General features: G+C 72.8%; 12 protein-coding genes. 7 read left to right on the top strand and 5 right to left on the bottom strand.

Translation table 11 applies throughout. From position 1 onward, the window contains the following. Positions 1 to 101: 101 nt before the first annotated feature. Together ACWER9_RS09095 and purE are read left to right on the top strand one after the other, a co-directional pair. The gene (locus tag ACWER9_RS09095) at positions 102 to 1277 is read left to right on the top strand and encodes a 5-(carboxyamino)imidazole ribonucleotide synthase (protein ID WP_452301295.1); all 1176 of its coding nucleotides are present in this window, start codon (positions 102 to 104) and stop codon (positions 1275 to 1277) included. 31 nt (positions 1278 to 1308) lie between these two features. Continuing rightward, positions 1309 to 1800: a 5-(carboxyamino)imidazole ribonucleotide mutase gene (purE, locus tag ACWER9_RS09090; protein WP_452301294.1), complete on the top strand. Its 492-nt coding sequence runs from the start codon at positions 1309 to 1311 to the stop codon at positions 1798 to 1800. A gap of 596 nt (positions 1801 to 2396) precedes the next feature. On the opposite strand, the gene ACWER9_RS09085 is transcribed toward purE, so the two are convergent. Both ACWER9_RS09085 and ACWER9_RS09080 read right to left on the bottom strand, forming a co-directional pair. Next, on the bottom strand, positions 2397 to 7295 hold the full coding sequence (locus ACWER9_RS09085; protein WP_452301293.1) for an SCO7613 C-terminal domain-containing membrane protein: 4899 nt from the start codon (positions 7293 to 7295) through the stop codon (positions 2397 to 2399). A gap of 150 nt (positions 7296 to 7445) precedes the next feature. After that, positions 7446 to 8873 carry a UDP-glucose dehydrogenase family protein gene (locus ACWER9_RS09080; protein WP_452301292.1) on the bottom strand — a complete coding sequence of 476 codons (1428 nt, stop codon included), beginning with the start codon at positions 8871 to 8873 and terminating at the stop codon, positions 7446 to 7448. A 250-nt stretch (positions 8874 to 9123) separates the two neighbouring features. On the opposite strand from ACWER9_RS09080, the gene ACWER9_RS09075 reads away from it, so the two are divergent. Continuing rightward, a complete protein-coding gene (locus ACWER9_RS09075; RefSeq protein WP_452301291.1) occupies positions 9124 to 10287 on the top strand; it encodes an acyl-CoA dehydrogenase family protein in 1164 nt (387 codons plus the stop codon). Here ACWER9_RS09075 and ACWER9_RS09070 read toward each other — a convergent pair. After that, entirely contained in the window at positions 10277 to 10729 is a 453-nt protein-coding gene (locus tag ACWER9_RS09070) for a nuclear transport factor 2 family protein (protein WP_452301290.1), read from the bottom strand. The genes ACWER9_RS09075 and ACWER9_RS09070 overlap by 11 nt on opposite strands. A 250-nt stretch (positions 10730 to 10979) precedes the next feature. Between ACWER9_RS09070 and ACWER9_RS09065 the strand changes: the two genes are divergently transcribed. Beyond that, positions 10980 to 12200, top strand: a complete 1221-nt coding sequence (locus ACWER9_RS09065) for a multidrug effflux MFS transporter (protein WP_452301355.1) — start codon at positions 10980 to 10982, stop codon at positions 12198 to 12200. Between the two features lie 50 nt (positions 12201 to 12250). On the opposite strand, the gene ACWER9_RS09060 is transcribed toward ACWER9_RS09065, so the two are convergent. Further along, on the bottom strand, positions 12251 to 12928 hold the full coding sequence (locus tag ACWER9_RS09060) for a hypothetical protein (protein ID WP_452301289.1): 678 nt from the start codon (positions 12926 to 12928) through the stop codon (positions 12251 to 12253). A gap of 23 nt (positions 12929 to 12951) precedes the next feature. Between ACWER9_RS09060 and ACWER9_RS09055 the strand changes: the two genes are divergently transcribed. Together ACWER9_RS09055 and ACWER9_RS09050 are read left to right on the top strand one after the other, a co-directional pair. Next, the gene (locus tag ACWER9_RS09055; RefSeq protein WP_238657289.1) at positions 12952 to 13470 is read left to right on the top strand and encodes an acyl-CoA thioesterase; all 519 of its coding nucleotides are present in this window, start codon (positions 12952 to 12954) and stop codon (positions 13468 to 13470) included. A gap of 143 nt (positions 13471 to 13613) precedes the next feature. Continuing rightward, positions 13614 to 15638: an acetoacetate--CoA ligase gene (locus ACWER9_RS09050; protein ID WP_452301287.1), complete on the top strand. Its 2025-nt coding sequence runs from the start codon at positions 13614 to 13616 to the stop codon at positions 15636 to 15638. A 130-nt stretch (positions 15639 to 15768) separates the two neighbouring features. Here ACWER9_RS09050 and ACWER9_RS09045 read toward each other — a convergent pair whose 3' ends face one another. Then, a complete protein-coding gene (locus ACWER9_RS09045) occupies positions 15769 to 16458 on the bottom strand; it encodes a TIGR03089 family protein (RefSeq protein ID WP_452301286.1) in 690 nt (229 codons plus the stop codon). A gap of 154 nt (positions 16459 to 16612) precedes the next feature. Between ACWER9_RS09045 and ACWER9_RS09040 the strand changes: the two genes are divergently transcribed. Further along, on the top strand, positions 16613 to 17758 hold the full coding sequence (locus tag ACWER9_RS09040) for a glycosyltransferase family 4 protein (protein ID WP_452301285.1): 1146 nt from the start codon (positions 16613 to 16615) through the stop codon (positions 17756 to 17758). The last annotated feature ends 33 nt before the right edge of the window (positions 17759 to 17791 follow it).

Raw genomic sequence — 17791 nt, 5'->3', positions numbered from 1 at the left:
GTCGCCCCCGCCACCCGCCGGCTGGTCCTCCCGGCGCTGGCCGGGTCGGTCGCCAGCCCTCCGGGTGGGCGCGTCGGGGGCCCGGATAGGCTGGCCGTGCTATGGATTCCCGTACCGGTCTGCCAGTTGTCGGCATGGTGGGTGGCGGCCAGTTGGCCCGGATGACCCACCAGGCCGCTATCGCCCTCGGCCAATCACTGCGTGTGCTCGCGACAGCCCCCGACGACGGTGCGGTGCTGGTCGCCGCCGACGTCCAGTACGGCGACCACACCGACCTGGCCGCCCTGCGTACCTTCGCCAAGGGCTGCGACGTCGTCACCTTCGACCACGAGCAGGTGCCCTCCGAGCACATCCGCACGCTTGCGGCGGAGGGGGTGCCCCTGTACCCGCCGGCGGACGCGCTGCTGCACGCCCAGGACAAGCAGGTCATGCGGGAGCGCCTGACCGAGCTGGGTGCCCCCAACCCGGCCTGGCGGCCGGTCGGGGAGCCCGCCGACCTCGTCGGCTTCGGCGAGCAGGTCGGCTGGCCGGTGGTGCTGAAGGCGGCCCGGGGTGGGTACGACGGCCGGGGCGTCTGGATGGTCGACGACGCCACGCAGGCCGCCGAGTTGGCGACCACGCTGCTCGCTGGCGGCACCCGGCTGATCGTCGAGGAGCGGGTGCCGCTGCGGCGGGAGCTGGCCGTGCAGGTGGCCCGTTCGCCGTTCGGTCAGGTGGCCGCGTACCCGGTGGTCGAGACGGTGCAGCGCGACGGCATCAACGTGGAGGTGCTGGCCCCGGCGCCCGGCCTGGACGAGGAGTTGGCGGTCGCCGCCCAGCAGCTCGCCATCGACCTGGCCACGGCGCTCGGTGTGATCGGTCTGCTGGCCGTGGAGCTGTTCGAGGTACGCGACGACGCCGGTCGTCCGGCGATCGTGGTGAACGAGCTGGCGATGCGTCCGCACAACTCGGGGCACTGGACCATCGAGGGTTCCCGGACCTCGCAGTTCGAGCAGCACCTACGGGCCGTGCTCGACTACCCGATGGGTGACACCGCGCTGACCGCCCCGGTGGTGGTGTCGGCGAACGTGCTCGGCGGTGAGCCGGGCGGGATGTCGATCGACGAGCGGTTGCACCACCTCTTCGCCGCCGAGCCGGGGGCCAAGGTGCACCTCTACGGCAAGCAGGTGCGACCTGGCCGCAAGATCGGGCACGTCACGGTGCTCGGCGACGACCTGGACGACCTGCGGGCACGGGCCGCACGGGCCGCGCGTTGGCTGCGCGAGGGGCACGAGTGACACTGGTTTCGCGAACGAGGAGAGGGCCGCAGTGAGCACGGTTGGCTTGATCATGGGCAGCGACTCGGACTGGCCGACCATGCGGGCCGCCGCCGAGGTGCTCGACGACTTCGGCGTTGCCTACGAGGTACGGGTGATCTCCGCGCACCGGACTCCGGTCGCGATGATCGAGTACGGGCGCGACGCCGCCGGCCGGGGCATCCAGGTGATCATCGCGGGGGCCGGTGGTGCTGCCGCGCTGCCCGGCATGGTCGCCTCGGTGACGCCACTGCCGGTGATCGGTGTGCCGGTGCCGCTGAAGCACCTCGACGGCATGGACTCGCTGCTGTCCATCGTGCAGATGCCGGCCGGGATCCCGGTGGCCACCGTGTCGATCGGCAACGCCCGCAACGCCGGCCTGCTCGCCGTACGGATCCTCGGTGCCGCCGACGATGACCTGCGCGCCAAGATGACGACCTACCAGCAGGACCTGGAGAAGCTGGTGGCAACCAAGGAAGCCACCCTCCAAGCAACCCTCCCCTAACCCCGCCCCGCGCCGCCCCGCCCCGCCCCCGCTCCCGCCCCCGCCCCCCGCTCCCGCCCCCGCGATCTTGCACTTCCTGTCGTTGTTATGTGGCTTTCACGCCTTATGCCGCGACACAAAGTGCAAGATCGCGCACGGCCAGCCGGCAGGGTCCGTCCCACCCCGCGAGCCCCGACCTCGACGGGTCGATCATGGGGTTGTGGTGCCCGGAGGGAGGGGGATTGCGGCTTTTGTCCCCCACCACAACTCCATGATCGGCGCGGCTGGAGGCTGGGGCAGAGCCGGGGCAGGCAGCGCGAGTGCGGGCGGGGCGCGGGGCACGACGCCGGCATCGGCGCGGCGGTCGGGACAGCGCGCCCACGGGCCGCCCACGCCCCCGGCCCGCGCCGCTCACGAGCCGCGCTCACTCACCCGGCCTGCGCTGCTCACGAGCCGCGCTCATTCACCCGGCCCGCGCCGCCCACGAGCCGCGCTCACTCACCCGGCCCGCGCTGCTCACGAGCCGCGCTGACTCACCCGGCCCGCGCTGCCACGAGCCGCGCTCACTCACCCGGCCCCGTCACTCACCCCGCCGTGACCCTCCGACTCATCTCATCTCATCTCATGCCGCGTAGCGCGGTCTGCAGGCGTTCCTGGGCGCGGCGGCGGCGTTCGTTGCTCGCGCCGAGCACCAGCAGCAGGATGCCCACCGGGATCAGCGCCAGCCACGGGCCGAGGCTGAACAGGGCGTGGATCGCCGTGATCGCGGTGACTGAGGCGCCGACGATGACCGGGGCCTGCTGCCGACTGGACGAGCCGAAGATCAGCACGGCGACCGCGCCGAGCAGCAGCAGCATCTGCCGTGTCGTGCTGGACTCGGTGGCAAGCACGATCGCAAGTGTCGGCACGAAGGCCGCGACCAGCGCGGGCCCGTACGCGACCCAGCTGCTCATGTCGGGTCGGTGGCGCAGTTCCAGAACTCCGACGAGGAGGGCCAGCGCGGCGAACGGCAGCGTGTATGCCTCGGGAAGCGCCACGTCGGCGACTCGCATCAGGATCCACCACGCGGTGATCTCACAGACCACCACCGCCCAGAACAGGATCCGGCGTTCCACCGGACGGCGGCCGGGTCGGGTCGCCGCCACCCCGAGGACGGCGCCCCAGGCGGCAAGCAGGGCGGCGATGTGCCGGGGCGAGTCGAAGGCGAGGGCCAACGCGATGAGCGCGGCAGCGTAGCCGGTCCACTCCACTGTCGAGGCTTCCCGCTGCGCCTCGGGGCGGCGAAGTCGGGGCAGGGTCGCGGCGAGCACCTGGAGGACCGCGCCGACGGCCAGCACGCCGAAGGCGGACCAGACCGCCGCCAGCCCGGCGACCAGGCCGACGGTGAGCACGAAGAGCTGCGCCATGAGTGAGGCGAAGAGCCAGCCGAGGATGCGGGCCCGCTGGGTGGTGCCGAACAGTGCCGCCACCGCCCCCACCCCGACCGCGCTGCCGAGGGTGAACAGGGTCATCTGCCGGTCGGACAGGCTGCCGGCGAGCCCGGCGCTGCCACCGGCCAGGCCGATGACGAACACCAGCACCCGGGCCAGCCGCAGCGAGCGGGCCCGCTCCACGAGCGGCGGCGGTGGGGTCAGCGCGAGGCCGAGCATCGCGATGGTGAAGACGGAGAGCGCGGCGACGGTGCTGGCGGGCCAGCCCTGACCCAGCGCGATGGGTGCGATCAGCAGCGTGATGGCTGCTCCGGGCAGCACCACCGGCACGGCCCGGGACCGCCGCCCGCCGCTGAACCCGGTGGCCGCCAGCGCGGCGGTCGCGGTGAGCAGCAGCGCGGTCAGCACGTGGGTCGGGTTGACCACGTCCGGCGGTGGGGTGAGCAGCTCCGGCGGCGGGCCCTGCCAGATCCGGGTCAGCGTGCGGTGCGGCTCGACCAGGGCGGCGACAAGTGCGGGTGCGACGGAGGCGAGGGCGAGGGCGGTCGGGAGCGCCGCCGCGGCCAGCGCGCCAGCGGCCGGGTTGACCCGCCACCGTCGTCGCTCCGGGTCGTCCGGCAGCCGACGTAGTGCGCCATCGAGTCGTACCGCCCAGCGTCGGACCGGCTGGGCGGCCCCGGCGGGCGGCACGGTGGCCGCGCGGATCAGCTCGGCCAGCACGCCGAGCAGGGCGGCTGCGGCCGCGTAGACGCCGGCGGCGAGGCCGGTGGGGATGGCGGCGAGGGCGCTGATGGTGGCCCCGCCGACCACCGCCACGCTGACCCAGGGCAGATATTGCGGCACCTGCCGGCGGACCGCGGCCACGGCGGCCAGGCCGAGGCTTGTCGCGGCCAGCGCGGCGGTCAGCACCACCTGCGCCGAGTGCTCGAACTCGGCGGCCAGCGCCGCCACCGCACCGGGGAGGGCGAGCAGGGCGGCACCGATCGCGGCACCACCGATCTGTGCCAGGTGCGGCGGCATCCCCTCGGTGTCGATGTCGTCGACCTGAGGACCGGCGAGGACGCGGGCCAGCGTGGCCACCACCACGCCGATCAGAGCGATGCTGCCCAGCGCCAGGGCCGTCGTCCACGGGCGGACCAGGCCGGCTCCGGCGGCGTGCAGCGCGACGACCCCGGCCACGGTGGCCCGGGACAGCGCGGCGCGCGCCTCCTCCGTGGCCACCGCGGCCATGCCGAACACGGTGGCGACCACTCCACCGACCAGGACCGGCGACCACCAGGTCAGATCGAAGGCGGCCGGCGCGCCGATCGTGGCGAGCACCACCGCCACACCGGAGACGTCCCAGCGCCAGGGTGGTGGTAGCAGGATGCCGGCGGCGAGGGCCAGCAGCGCCAGCGCGACCGGTGCCTGCCAGGTGGCGCCGCCGACGGGTGCGGCCGGCCAGCCGCTCAGGTCGCCCCTCCAGATCGGGCCGGGGGTGGCCAGCACGCCCACCCCACCGCGCACCGCCGACCAGCCGGCGAGTACGCCGATCAGGGCACCGCCGACGGCGAGCCCGAGGATCGGCCCGCGTCGCCACTCCTCCGGCATGCTGCGGGCGGCCACGGCGACCACCAGGAGCAGAGCGGAGGCCACTGCCAGCTGCCCACCCGGGGCGAGTACCGCCCCGATCCGCACCAGCGTGGCGATCAGGGCCGTGGTGACCGCCGCGGCGGCCAGGTCCGAGCCGTCGAGGGTGAGGTCGGCTCGACGGCCGGCGTCGATGGAGGGGGCCAGGAAGAGCAACACCGCCGCGACCAGCAGGAGTGCACCGACCCAGGCGTCGGCGACTGTCGCGCCAGGCGCCCCGAACGCGGCGGCGGTGACCATCAGCGCGCCCAGCCCGGTGCCGACCGAGAGCGGCACGGGGATGCGGCGCTGGGAGACCTGCACGACCGCGGCGTAGCCGAGAGTCACGCACACCGCCAGGAAGCTGGCCGCCAGGACCGGAACGGTCACCTCGCGCAGGCTCGCCGGTGTGGGGGTCGGGTCGCTCGGCATGGTCGCGGCCACGAACGCGGCCACCGCCCCGGGCAGCGCGAACGCGGCGCCACCGGCGGCCCACGCGGTGACCGTGTCGGCGGCGGCCGAGGCGATCCGGATCCGGGGTGCCACCGCGACGAGTGTGCCGGCCAGGAACAGGCTGATCAGGACCGCGGCCGTCAGGGTGGGGCTGGCCAGGCTGGCACCCGCACCGAACAGGCCGACCACGGCCGCCCCGATGGCGTGCGCCAGCGCGGCGCGGTCGGTGCGGGCGGAGAGCCCGATGACCCCGATGCCGATCGCGGTGACCACCATCGGCCAGGGTGCCACCGCCCAGCCGAGACCGAACGAGGCCGGGACGGCGAGCGCGGTCAGCACCGCCCCGGCGACCGCGAACTCCCGCCGGATCTCGGTGGGCAGGGCCAGCACCGCCGCGATGGTGAGCAGGAATGCGGCAGCCGCGAGCTGCCAGGTGGTCGGCCCGACCGCGGCGGCCAGCTCACCCGGGTACCGGCTGAGGTCGGGGTTCCAGGCGGGCAGCGCCGCCCGGACCGGCGCCACCCCGGCGCGCAGCGCGCCGCCGGCGACCACCAGACCGCTGACGGTCAGCGCCACCGCGGAGGCGATCTGTGGGCCGCGTCGGGCGGCCTCCGGGACCGCGCGCACCGCCAGCCCGGTGACGGTGATGACCGCCGCGATCAGCAGCAGCGCCCGGCCGGGCAGCGCCACCGAGGCGACTCGGCTGAGTGCGCCGATCACGGCCAGGGTGACGATGCCGGCCGCCACGTCGGGCAGCGGCGGGCGGCGCAGCACCAGTGCGCCGGCCAGCCCGACCACTGCGGCCAGCAGCAACACCACCCCGGCGCCGGTCGCGGCCGGCACGGTCTCCGCCCGCAGCAGGGCGGTGACCGCGTACGCCAGTGCGACGGCGACGGCGACGGCGTGCAGCAGCCAGGTCAGCTCCCGCAGGCCGGGCACCGGGCGGGTCGGCCGTGGGTCGGCCCTGCCGGCGCTGACGTCGATCAGCTCGGCGGCCTCCTCGGGGTCGCCCTCCGGCCGGCTCTCGGCGTCGCGTTGCCGGGGCGCTGACGGCGCGCTCGGCGATGGCAGGTCCTGCCGGACCTCACGTTCGACGGTCACGCCGGAGCAGGCCAGGCCGAGGTTGACGAGGGCGACCAGGGCCAGCACCAGTGCCCAGCCGCCCGGACCGGTGATGTGGTCGTACGCCAGCAGGGGCAGCACCGGCTGCGCGGCGAGCACGGTGGCGAAGCGGGGGGCGCGCAGACCCGTCCAACCGGCGTACCCGAAGGCGACGGCGGCGGTGACCGCGAAGATCACCCCCGCGAAGACGGTGCCGGAGCCGCCGCCGCCGATCCGGTCCACCGCCCAGAGGGCGTTGCCGGCGAGCGGCACCAGCAGCAGACCGACAGCGGCGATGGTCTCTGCGGTCGAGGTGAGCCCCCGCCGGGCCAGGACCGGTGGGGCGAGCAGCATCAGCACGGTGGCCAGCAGCAGAATGCCGAGCCGGGCCAGCGCGTCCATCGAGCTGGTGGCCACCGCGGCGAAGACCACGGCGGCCACGCCGAGCAGCAGCGCGCCCAGCCCGAGGGGGATGTTCTGCACCTCGCGCGACGAGGCCTCCGGCGGGTGCTCCGGGTCGTCCGCGTCCAGCCAGGTGGCCCGGGTCGGCGGCGGTGGCGGTGGCGGCTCTTCCGGGCCGGACGGGGTGCCCTGCCGGGGCACCCGGGGCGGCGCTCCGGTGGTGGCGGTCGGTGGCCGCCGCCCGGGGCGGCGGCGGAGCACCCGGCGGGGCCGGGTGGCCTGCTTGAGCCGTTCCTCGCTGGCGTGGGCGAGGATGTCCCGCTGGAAGAGCGCGGCCTGCATCTTGGCGGCGATCTGCCGCTGTTCACGCGCGATGGCGGCGTCGCGCGCCTTCATCTCCGCTATCGAACGCTCGATGTCGGCCAGATGCTCGACCCACTGTGGTTGATCTGCCCCACAGTGCGGGCATCGGACGGCCGGCTTGATCTCCCGGCCGCACGAGGAGCATTGAAAGGTCGCCACGACACCCCTCCACCCGCACTGTGGACATCCACTGTCGCAGCATGCCCAAAGCTGGCGCGGATTTCGACTCTTGTCGGCGGGTCCGGGGCAAACAACGACACCGGCCGGCCGTCGAGACGCTCGATGGCCGGCCGGTGCGCGTCGGTGTCGTCAGGGGCGACCCATGCCCCGGTACTCCCAGCCCGCCTGGGTCCACAGTGCGGGGTCGAGGCAGTTGCGGCCGTCGACGACCTTGCGGCCCTTGACCAACTCGCCGAGGGCTACCGGGTCGGCGTTGCGGAAGTCGGCCCACTCGGTGAGGACACAGACCAGGTCGGCGTCGCTGACCGCCTCGTTGATGCTGCTCTCGTAGGTCAACTCGGGGACCGCACGGCGGGCGTTCTCGGTGCCCTGCGGGTCGTACACGTGCACGTCGGCGCCGGCCTTCTGCAACAGCGCGGCGACGGCGAGCGCCGGGGCGTCGCGGACGTCGTCGGTGTTGGGTTTGAAGGTGGCACCGAGCACGGCGATCCGGGTGCCGGAGAAGTCCGGGCCGGCCGGGCCGGAGCGGCGGCCGAGGAGGTCCGCGGCGAGCTGGAGCACCCGGGTACGCCGACGCAGGTTGATCAGGTCGACCTCGTGCAGGAAGCGCAGCGCCTCACCGGCGCCCAACTCCTGGGCGCGGGCCTGGAAGGCTCGGATGTCCTTGGGCAGGCAGGCCCCGCCGAAGCCGAGGCCGGCCTGGAGGAACCGGTTGCCGATCCGCGGGTCGTAGCCGATCGCGCGGGCCAACTGGGTGACGTCGCCGCCGGACGCCTCGCAGACCTCGGCCATCGCGTTGATGAAGGAGATCTTGGTGGCCAGGAAGGCGTTCGCGGCGACCTTGACCAGCTCGGCGGTGGAGAAGTCGGTGACCACCAGGGGGACCTCGCGGTCCTCCGTGGCGGCCAGGTCGAACACGCCCTTGTGCGCGGCGTAGAGCATGCCGTTGGCCCACTCGCTCTTGACGCCGACAACGATCCGGTTGGGCCGCAGGACGTCGTCGACGGCGAAGCCCTCCTGGAGGAACTCGGGGCTCCACGCCACCTCGACGTCCAGGTCGTCGGGGGTGTGCTTGCCGACGAGCTGCTCGACCCACTCGGCGGTGCCGACCGGCACGGTGGACTTGCCGACGATCAACGCCTTGCGGGTCAGGTGCTGCGCGAGGCTGGTGACCGATGCCTCGACGTACGACAGGTCTGCGCCCATGCCGTCGGCCCGCTGCGGGGTGCCGACGCAGATGAAGTGCACGTCACCGAAGTCCGCCGTCTCGGCGATGTCGGTGCTGAACCGGAGCCGGCCGGCGGCCAGGTTGCGCCGGAGCAGCTCGTCCAGGCCGGGCTCGTGGATCGGCACCTGGCCGGCGTTCAGCATGGCGATCTTGTCGGCGTCGACGTCGAACCCGAGTACCTCGTACCCCAGTTCCGCGTAGCAGATGGCGTACGTCGCACCGAGGTAACCGGTCCCCAGGAACGTCACCCGCGGCCGGGGTGCGCCTGAGGGCGGTGTCACCGCGGCGATGGCGGGGGTCGGCTGGATGGTGGGGTAGGGGATCGTCACGCCTGTCTTCTCCGCTCGCACTGGCGCCGCTTCGTCGCGTCGCATTCTGCTGCGGCGCCTGGGCGGGGCACCGGAGGGTGGCTCACTGTCTCGGTCTCCATCATCGCCCAGCGCGTTGGGTGCACCATCTTGCCCGTACCTACGCGCCGGTAACATCACCTGAACTGCAGTCGCTAGTCTTCAGTCTGCGCGGTCGGCGGTCAGGAGTCGTCACAGACTGCGCATGATAGTGGTGAAGGGGAGGGCCGAGATGGCCGCAGGGGAGTCGTTCGACGTCTACCGGTTGCCCGAGGAGCACGAGGCGATCCGGGAAGCGGTGCGTGCGGTCTGCGCCGCGAAGGTGGCTCCGCACGCCGCCGAGGCCGACGAGACCGGGGAGTTCCCCAAGGCGTCCTACGACGCGCTGCGCGCGGCCGACTTCCACGCCCCGCACGTCCCCGAGGAGTACGGCGGCGCGGGCGCGGACGCGCTGGCCACCGCCATTGTGATCGAGGAGGTGGCCCGCGCCTGTGCCTCCTCCTCGCTGATCCCGGCGGTGAACAAACTCGGCACGATGCCGCTGCTGTTGTCCGGTTCCGCCGACCTCAAAGCTCGTTACCTGACCCCGGTCGCGGCCGGTGACGCGATGTTCTCGTACTGCCTCTCCGAGCCGGAGGCGGGCAGCGACGCGGCGTCGATGACCACCAGGGCTGTGCGTGACGGGGATCACTGGGTGCTCAACGGCGTGAAGCGGTGGATCACCAACGCCGGCGTGTCGGAGTTCTACACGGTCTTCGCCGTCACCGACCCGTCTGCCCGGTCCCGGGGCATCTCCGCCTTCGTGGTCGAGAAGTCCGATCCCGGGGTGAGCTTCGGCGCGCCGGAGAAGAAGCTCGGCATCAAGGGCTCGCCCACCCGCGAGGTCTACCTCGACAACGTGCGGATCCCGGCCGACCGGATGATCGGCGCGGAGGGCACCGGCTTCGCGACCGCGATGAAGACCCTGGACCACACGCGGGTCACCATCGCCGCGCAGGCCGTCGGGATCGCGCAGGGCGCGCTCGACTACGCGAAGGGGTACGTGACCGAGCGCCGGCAGTTCGGCAAGGCGGTCGCCGAGTTCCAGGGGATCCAGTTCATGCTCGCCGACATGGGGATGAAGCTCGAGGCGGCCCGGCAGCTCACGTACGCGGCCGCGGGCAAGTCGGAGCGGGGCGACGCGGATCTCACCTACTTCGGCGCGGCGGCGAAGTGCTTCGCCTCCGACGCCGCCATGGAGATCACCACGGATGCGGTGCAGCTGCTCGGTGGCTACGGCTACACGCGGGACTACCCGGTCGAGCGGATGATGCGGGACGCCAAGATCACTCAGATCTACGAGGGCACCAACCAGGTGCAGCGGATCGTCATGGCGCGGCAACTGCTCAACGGCTGAACAGCTGGGTCCAGGTCCGGTGGGTGAAGCGCCAGCCGGCGTCGGTACGCGCGAACCGGTCGTGGTCCTCTCCGACCACCCACGGGGTGGTGATCGGTCGGCCGTCGGCATCGTTGAGGTACACCGTGAGCACGGTGACGCCCTCGGCGGTGTCGCGGCCGTCGGTATCGGCGCCGGTGGCGACGAACCGCATGTTCGACGCCAGGTGCCGGATACCGGGGTACGGGTTGTTCCGGTCGAGTTCCTCGCCCCAGGCGCGGATCGCGTTGCGGCCCTGAGCGGGTTGGCCGAGGTCGAGGACGCCGTCGTCGACGAAGAGTTCGTGCAGGGTGCCGGCCTGTCCGGCGTCGACCCGCCAGGCGCTCTCCTCGACGAGCCGGGACAGGCTCAGGTGATCGGCGTCGCTGACGAGTCCCGGCAGGGAAGCGCCTTGTTGGGTCATGTCATCCACCACATCTGCTCTGCTGCTCCGACGAGCACGTCAACACGATCCTAGAAGCGGAACGAACTGCGCATAGCGACAACATGCGAGCGGGGCGGGTCTCGCTCGCGGACGTCGCCGTGGAGTGACTCCCCACACATCGGGAACGTCGTGAGCCCGAAGGGTGTTGGCGAGCGAAGTGACGAAGAAGTTGGTGGATAAGACCGGACACGGTTCCGCCGTCGCAGACGAGGTGCTGCCCGGCGACCTGATGACGAACCGCCAGCGGGCACAGCTCGTTCTTGTGCTTGGCGCCCTGATCGCGATCGGGCCGCTGACCATCGACATGTACCTACCCGCGCTACCCGCCATCACGGCCGGCCTGCAGACCACCGAGACCGCTGTGCAGTTGACGCTGACCGGCACGCTCGTCGGTCTCGCGTTGGGCCAACTGCTGATCGGGCCGCTCTCCGACGTGGTCGGGCGGCGCATGCCGCTGCTGGCTGGCCTGGCCGCGCACATCGTGGCCTCCGTGCTGTGCGTCTTCGCACCCAACATCGCGATACTCGGCGGTCTGCGCGTACTGCAGGGGCTCGGCGTCGCCGCCGCCACAGTGGTCGCGACGGCAGTGGTCCGCGACCTGTTCAGCGGTGCCTCCTTCGCCCGGATCTTCTCCCGGCTGATGCTCGTCATGGGCCTGGCGCCCATCCTCGCCCCGACGCTCGGCAGCGGCCTGCTGAGCTGGACCGACTGGCGCGGTGTCTTCGCGGCGCTCGCGGTTCTCGGCGCGCTGCTGATCGTCGTGGCAGCGGTCCGGCTCCCGGAGACCCTGCCGGTGACGCGGCGGCGGCACGGTGGGGTGAGCGCCACCCTCCGCGACTACCGGGGGTTGCTCAACGACCGGGCGTTCGTCGGCCTGGTGCTGGTCGCCGGGCTGGCGATGGCGGCCCTGTTCGCGTACGTCTCGGGGTCGTCGTTCGTGCTCCAGCAGGAGTACGGCCTCGACGAGCAGCAGTTCGGCATCGCCTTCGGGGCCGGCGCGGTGGGCCTGATCGGGGCCACCCAGTTCAACGTGCGGCTGCTGCGCCGCTACACCCCGCAGCAGATCCTGGTCAGCGCCCTGGTCGCCGGAACGGCCGCCGGTCTGCTGCTTGTCATGTTCGCGGCGACCGGTTTCGGTGGTTTGGGCACCCTGCTCGCGTCACTGTGGCTGGTCCTGGCCGCCGCCGGCCTCGCCCTGCCGAACGCGCCGGCCCTGGCCATGAGCCGGCACAGCGAGGCTGCCGGCACCGCCGCGGCGCTGCTCGGCGCGGTGCAGTTCGGCATCGGTGCGCTGTCGGCGCCACTTGCCGGTCTGTTCGGCACCGGGAGCGTACCGATGGCGATCGTCATCGCGGGCGGCATGGCCGCCGCGCTGGTCGTCATGCTCCTCGTCGTGCCCCGCGCCAGCCTCGGCACGGTCGAGGGGGACCTGGCGGTCGCGCTGCACTAGCCCAGAAGAGACGAAAGGGGCGGGCCGGTCCACCCGGCCCGCCCCGACGATCAGCGGATCTCGGTGGTGGTGTCGTCCTCGGGGCGCGGCTGCCCGCGCGGTGGGGCGGACCAGGGTGACTCGCCACCCACCCGGCGGGGCAACGGTTCGGTGGGCGTCGAGTCGGCCGGGTAACCCAGGGTGAGGGGCGCGGTGTCGCGTTCCGCGGGCGCGGGGGCCGGCCAGTCGGTCAGGGTGAAGTCGTCGGTGCGGGGGCCTCCGTCAGACGCGGGGGTGGGTGCCGGGGCGGGCTCGATCGTCCGGTTCGGCCACTGCCGCCACCGCTGCTGGCTGAAGGTCGCCATCAGCAGCAGGAGGCCGACCAGGAAGAGGGTGCCGTTCTCCACTGGCAGCCGCAGCGGTAGCGGGTCGCCGAACACCTTCCACTCGTGGGGGATCGCGTCGCGCACCGAGAAGGGTGCCACGAACATCCCGACGTACGGGGTGACAAGCAGCGCCCCGGCCACCAACGGGCCCAGCGGCGAGAAGCGCAGCGTGCCGAGCAGGCCCAGCAGGACACCGCCGACACCGAGGTACACGGCCGGCTCGATCAGGTTGGCGGTGTTGAACGTGCCGATCTCCACCCAGCGGTCGACCGTCCGGCTCGACCCGTCCTGCCCCAGTGTGACCAGCACCCAGGTGATGGGCGCCACCACCAGCCCGGCGAGGAAGCTCCAGAGATGTCGCATCCGCGCACCGTACCGTTTCCGTCATGACTGAGCACCTCTCCGCCGCTCCCATCGGCAAGCCGACGTCGTACTCACGCGTCACTCTCAGCAAGATCATGACGGCGGTGGACGTCAACCTCTACGGCACCGTGCACGGCGGGGTTCTGATGAAGTTCGTGGACGACGTGGCCGGGGCCGCCGCCGCCCGACACAGCGGCGGAACCGCGGTGACCGCGGCGATCGACGAGATCGTCTTCTCCGAGGCGGTCCGGGTCGGTGACCTCGTGCACGCGCACGCCCAAGTCAACTGGACCGGCCAGACCTCGATGGAGGTGGGCGTGCGGGTGGTCGCCGAACGGTGGGACTCGGCCGAGGACGCGCCGGTGCGGGTGGCCACCGCATATCTGGTGTTCGTCGGTGTGGACGTGGGCGGCGCGCCGCGGGCGGTCCGCCCGGTGCTGCCGGAGACGGCGGAGGACGAGCGCCGCTACAAGGAGGCGGAGATCCGCCGAGCGCACCGCCTCGCCCGCCGCCGTGCCATCCAGGCCCACCGGGCGGGCTGACCCACATCGGGTGGTGGGTCGGAGTGTGGGACGGGCACGCGTCGGTCGGCCTACCCGGTGCGCAGAATGGCGCTTCGAGGTAGGGCAAGATGGCGCCACGGCCCAGTCACAGTGTCGTGTCGGGCCAGGGGGAGGGTGGAGCAGTGGGTGACATGCTGTGGGCGCCGCCGGCGGACGTCCGTGAGCGCTCCCGGATCGGCGCCTACCTGCGCTGGCTGTCGGAGCACCGAGGGTTGGACTTCGCCGACTACGACGCCCTGTGGCGCTGGTCCACCACCGACCTGGACGGGTTCTGGCGCTCGATCTGGGACCACTTCGAGGTGATCGCGCACACCCCGCCGACCGCCACCCTGGCCGAGCGGGGGATGCCCGGCGCCCGGTGGTTCCCCGGCGCCACCCTCAACTACGCGGAGAACGTGCTGCGGATGCCGGGTCGGGCCGACGACGACCCGGTGGTGATCGCCCACGGGCAGACCCGTCCGCCGGTCACGCTCACCGCCGGTGAGCTGCGCGAGCAGGTCCGCCGGGTGTCGGCTGGGCTGCGCCGGCTCGGCGTGACCGCCGGTGACCGGGTGGCGGCGTACGCCCCGAACATCACCGAGACGTACGTGCTGCTGCTGGCCACCGCCGGCCTGGGCGCGATCTTCTCGTCCTGCGCGCCCGAGTTCGGCACCCGCAGTGTCACCGACAGGTGGCAGCAGATCGAGCCGACCGTGCTCGTCGCCGTGGACGGCTACCGGTACGGCGACAAGCCGGTGGACCGGCGAGCCGAGGTCGCCGCGATCCGGGCCGCCCTGCCGTCGCTGCGCCACACCGTCAGCATCGGCTACCTCGACCCGACCGGCCCCGTGCCGGAGGGTGCGCTGAGCTGGGAAGATCTGGCCGCGCCCACCGACGAGCCGTTGACGTTCACGCCGGTGCCGTTCGACCACCCGCTCTACGTGCTCTACTCGTCGGGGACCACCGGGCTGCCGAAGGCGATCGTGCACGGCCACGGCGGCATCCTGCTGGAGCATCTGAAGATGCTCGCCCTGCACCACGACCTGGGCTCGGCCGACAGGTTCTTCTGGTTCACCACCACCGGCTGGATGATGTGGAACTTCCTGGTCTCCGGCCCGGCGGTCGGCGCGGCCATCGTGCTCTTCGACGGCAACCCTGCGGTCCGGGCGGAGCCCGGCCAGCCGGCTCTTCGGGCGGAGCCCGGCCGGCCGGCTGAGCCCGACCTCGGCGGGCTGTGGCGGCTGGCGGCGGAGACCGGCACCACGTACTTCGGCACCTCCGCGCCGTACCTGTTGGCCTGCCGCAAGGCCGGGTTGGTCCCCCGGGAGGTCGCCGATCTGTCGGCGCTGCGCGGCGTGGGTTCCACCGGCGCGCCGCTGCCCGCCGAGGGCTTCCGCTGGGTGTACGAGACCGTCGGCGACCGCCTCCAGCTCCAGTCGCTCTCCGGTGGCACCGACGTGTGCACCGGGTTCGTCGGCGGAGTGCCGCTGCTGCCGGTGTACGCCGGTGAGATCGCCTGCCGGGCGTTGGGCGCCAAGGTGGAGGCGCGCTCCGCCGACGGCACGCCTGTCATCGGCGAGCTGGGCGAGCTGGTGATCACCGAGCCGATGCCGAGTATGCCTGTCGGTTTCTGGAACGACCCGGACGGCACCCGCTACTCCGAGGCGTACTTCGACGTCTACCCGGGAGTCTGGCGGCACGGCGACTGGATCACCATCAACGAGCGAGGTGGTTGCGTGATCACCGGGCGCTCCGACGCCACCCTCAACCGCGGTGGGGTACGGCTCGGCACCGCCGAGTTCTACTCGGTCGTCGAAGGGCTCGACGAGGTGCTCGACTCGGTCGTCGTGCACCTGGAGGACGGCGAGGGTGGCGCCGGCGAGCTGCTGCTCTTCGTGGTGCTGGCCGAGGGTCTGGAGTTGGACGACCCGATGCGCACGAAGATCTGCCGTGAACTGCGGACGGCGCTCTCACCACGGCACGTGCCCGACGAGATCCATCAGGTGCGTGCGGTGCCCCGTACCCTCTCGGCGAAGAAGCTCGAGGTGCCGGTCAAGAAGATCCTCACCGGCACCCCGGTCGACCAGGCCGCAGCCAAGGGCGCCCTGGCCAACCCCGAGTCCCTGACCGCCTTCGCCGTCCTGGCCCAGTCCCGCCCCCAAACCTGACCCCGCCCGCCCGCCCGCGCTCCGTCGATCTTGCACTTTCTGTCCCGACATACGGGGCAACCCATGCATACCGGCAACCGAAACCGCAAGATCGCCGGAGCGCCGGAGCGCCGGAGCGCCGGGGTTGAGGTCAGGGAAGGGTGTGGGTGACCCTTTCGGTGTCCTGACGGGCGGCCAGGCGGGCGGGGTCCTGGTTGGCGCAGAGGACCACGGTGGCGGCTCGGGTCAGCGGGGCCAGCAGCCAGTCGACCGGGTCGGGGTGCCGGGCGGCGTCGACGAGGATCCGCGCGCCCGGATCGATGCCCAACTCGGTGGCGCGGGCCTCGGCCCGGGCCAGCAGGTGCGCGTCGGTGGGGCCTGGACCGGATTGCGGCGTGAAGTGGTCGCCGTGTCCGCGTACCTCGACGACGTAGTCGGCGAACCCGGGCGGCACCTGCCGTAGCGGGGCGGCGAGCGGGGCCAGCCCGAGTGCGTACCGCTCGTCGGCGGACCAGGACTGCGCCTCGTCGAACTGGTCGGCGGCGGCGAAGAGCACGCCCACGTCGCCCGGCGTGTCGACGACGCCGAGCTTGGCCGACCAGCAGCCCAGCAGCACCGCCGCGGTCTGCCAGTGCGGCGGCAGCAGCACGCCGGCCGGGGTGCCGGGGGCGAGGCCCACCTCGTCGACGAGGAGGTTTGCGGTCTTCGACACCCAGTTCGCCAGGGTGGCGCCGGACAGTTCGGTGCGGTCACCGCTCGCGTCGTCGTACCAGGTGAGCAGCGGTCTGGTCGGGTCGGTCGCGATCGCATCGGCGAAGACCCGGGCAATATTGTCGGCCATCGGCGCGAACGATACGCCCCCGCCGGCCGTACTCGATGGCGATGACAAGTCGGCGTACCGTCGGGTCGCAGTCAGCGCCGCCCCCACGCTCCGGCGTAGGCTTGGCCCCCGGAGTGTTTTTCCCCACAGTCCCGCCAGCGCAAGGAGTCGCCCCGTGACCGCCGGTCGCCCGCCCCGCGTGCTCATCGACGCCACGAGTGTCCCCGCCGACCGTGGTGGTGTCGGTCGCTACGTCGACGGTCTGCTCGGTGCCCTCGGCAAGGTGTGCGGGTCGGGGGTGGAGCTGGCGGTGGTCAGCCTCCGCACCGACCTGGAGCGTTACACCCGGATGCTGCCCGGCGCGGAGATCATCCCCGCCCCGGCCGCCGTGGCCCACCGTCCGGCCCGGCTCGCCTGGGAGCAGACCGGCCTGCCGCTGCTCGCCCAGCAGGTGGGCGCGCAGGTGCTGCACTCGCCGTTCTACACCTGCCCGCTGCGGGCCGGTTGCCCGGTCACGGTCACCGTGCACGACGCGACGTTCTTCACCGAGCCGGAGCACTACGACAAGTCCCGCCGCACGTTCTTCCGCAGCGCCATCAAGACCTCGCTGCGCCGCGCCGACCGGGTGATCGTGCCCAGCAAGGCCACCCGGGACGAGCTGATCCGGCTCCTCGACGCCGACCCGACGCGGATCGACGTGGCCTACCACGGTGTCGACCAGGCCGCCTTCCACGCTCCCACCGAGGAGGAGAAGGCCCGTGTCCGCGCCCGGCTGGGGCTCGGCAACAGCAGCTACGTCGCGTTCCTCGGGGCCAAGGAGCCGCGCAAGAACGTCCCCAACCTGATCCGTGGGTGGGCGCGGGCGGTGGCCGACCGGTCCGACCCGCCGGCCCTGGTGATCGCCGGTGGGCAGGGGCACGACGACGACATCGACCGTGCGGTGGCGGAGGTGCCGTCGCACCTGCGCCTGCTGCGTCCCGGCTACCTGCGCTACGCCGACCTGCCCGGTTTCCTCGGTGGGGCTCTGGTCGCCGCGTACCCGTCCTATGGCGAGGGGTTCGGGTTGCCGATCCTGGAGGCGATGGCGTGCGCCGCCCCGGTGCTGACCACGCCCCGGCTCTCGCTGCCCGAGGTGGGCGGCGACGCGGTCGCGTACACCTCGGAGGACCCGGAGCAGATCGCCACCGACCTGGGCGCGCTGCTCGACGACGAGCAGCGGCGGTTGTCGCTGGCGAAGGCGGGGTTCGACCGGGCCAAGGAGTTCACCTGGGCGTCCAGCGCCGAGGTGCACATCGCCGCCTGGAGTCGCGCCCGCGCCTGACCCTCCGTGTCGCTGCCGGTGACCCGGGCCACT

It is taken from the genome of Micromonospora sp. NPDC003944 (assembly GCF_053605225.1).
The sequence above is the reverse complement of the archived record's forward strand: the minus strand, read 5'-3'. Positions and strand labels throughout refer to the sequence as shown.

What these genes read in the sequence shown, in the direction of transcription:
- ACWER9_RS09095 (WP_452301295.1), top strand. Translation starts at nt 102, where the DNA reads ATGGATTCCCGTACCGGTCTGCCAGTTGTCGGCATGGTGGGTGGCGGC.
- ACWER9_RS09075 (WP_452301291.1), top strand. Translation starts at nt 9,124, where the DNA reads ATGGCCGCAGGGGAGTCGTTCGACGTCTACCGGTTGCCCGAGGAGCAC.
- ACWER9_RS09070 (WP_452301290.1), bottom strand. Translation starts at nt 10,729, where the DNA reads ATGACCCAACAAGGCGCTTCCCTGCCGGGACTCGTCAGCGACGCCGAT.
- ACWER9_RS09065 (WP_452301355.1), top strand. Translation starts at nt 10,980, where the DNA reads ATGACGAACCGCCAGCGGGCACAGCTCGTTCTTGTGCTTGGCGCCCTG.
- ACWER9_RS09060 (WP_452301289.1), bottom strand. Translation starts at nt 12,928, where the DNA reads ATGCGACATCTCTGGAGCTTCCTCGCCGGGCTGGTGGTGGCGCCCATC.
- ACWER9_RS09055 (WP_238657289.1), top strand. Translation starts at nt 12,952, where the DNA reads ATGACTGAGCACCTCTCCGCCGCTCCCATCGGCAAGCCGACGTCGTAC.
- ACWER9_RS09045 (WP_452301286.1), bottom strand. Translation starts at nt 16,458, where the DNA reads ATGGCCGACAATATTGCCCGGGTCTTCGCCGATGCGATCGCGACCGAC.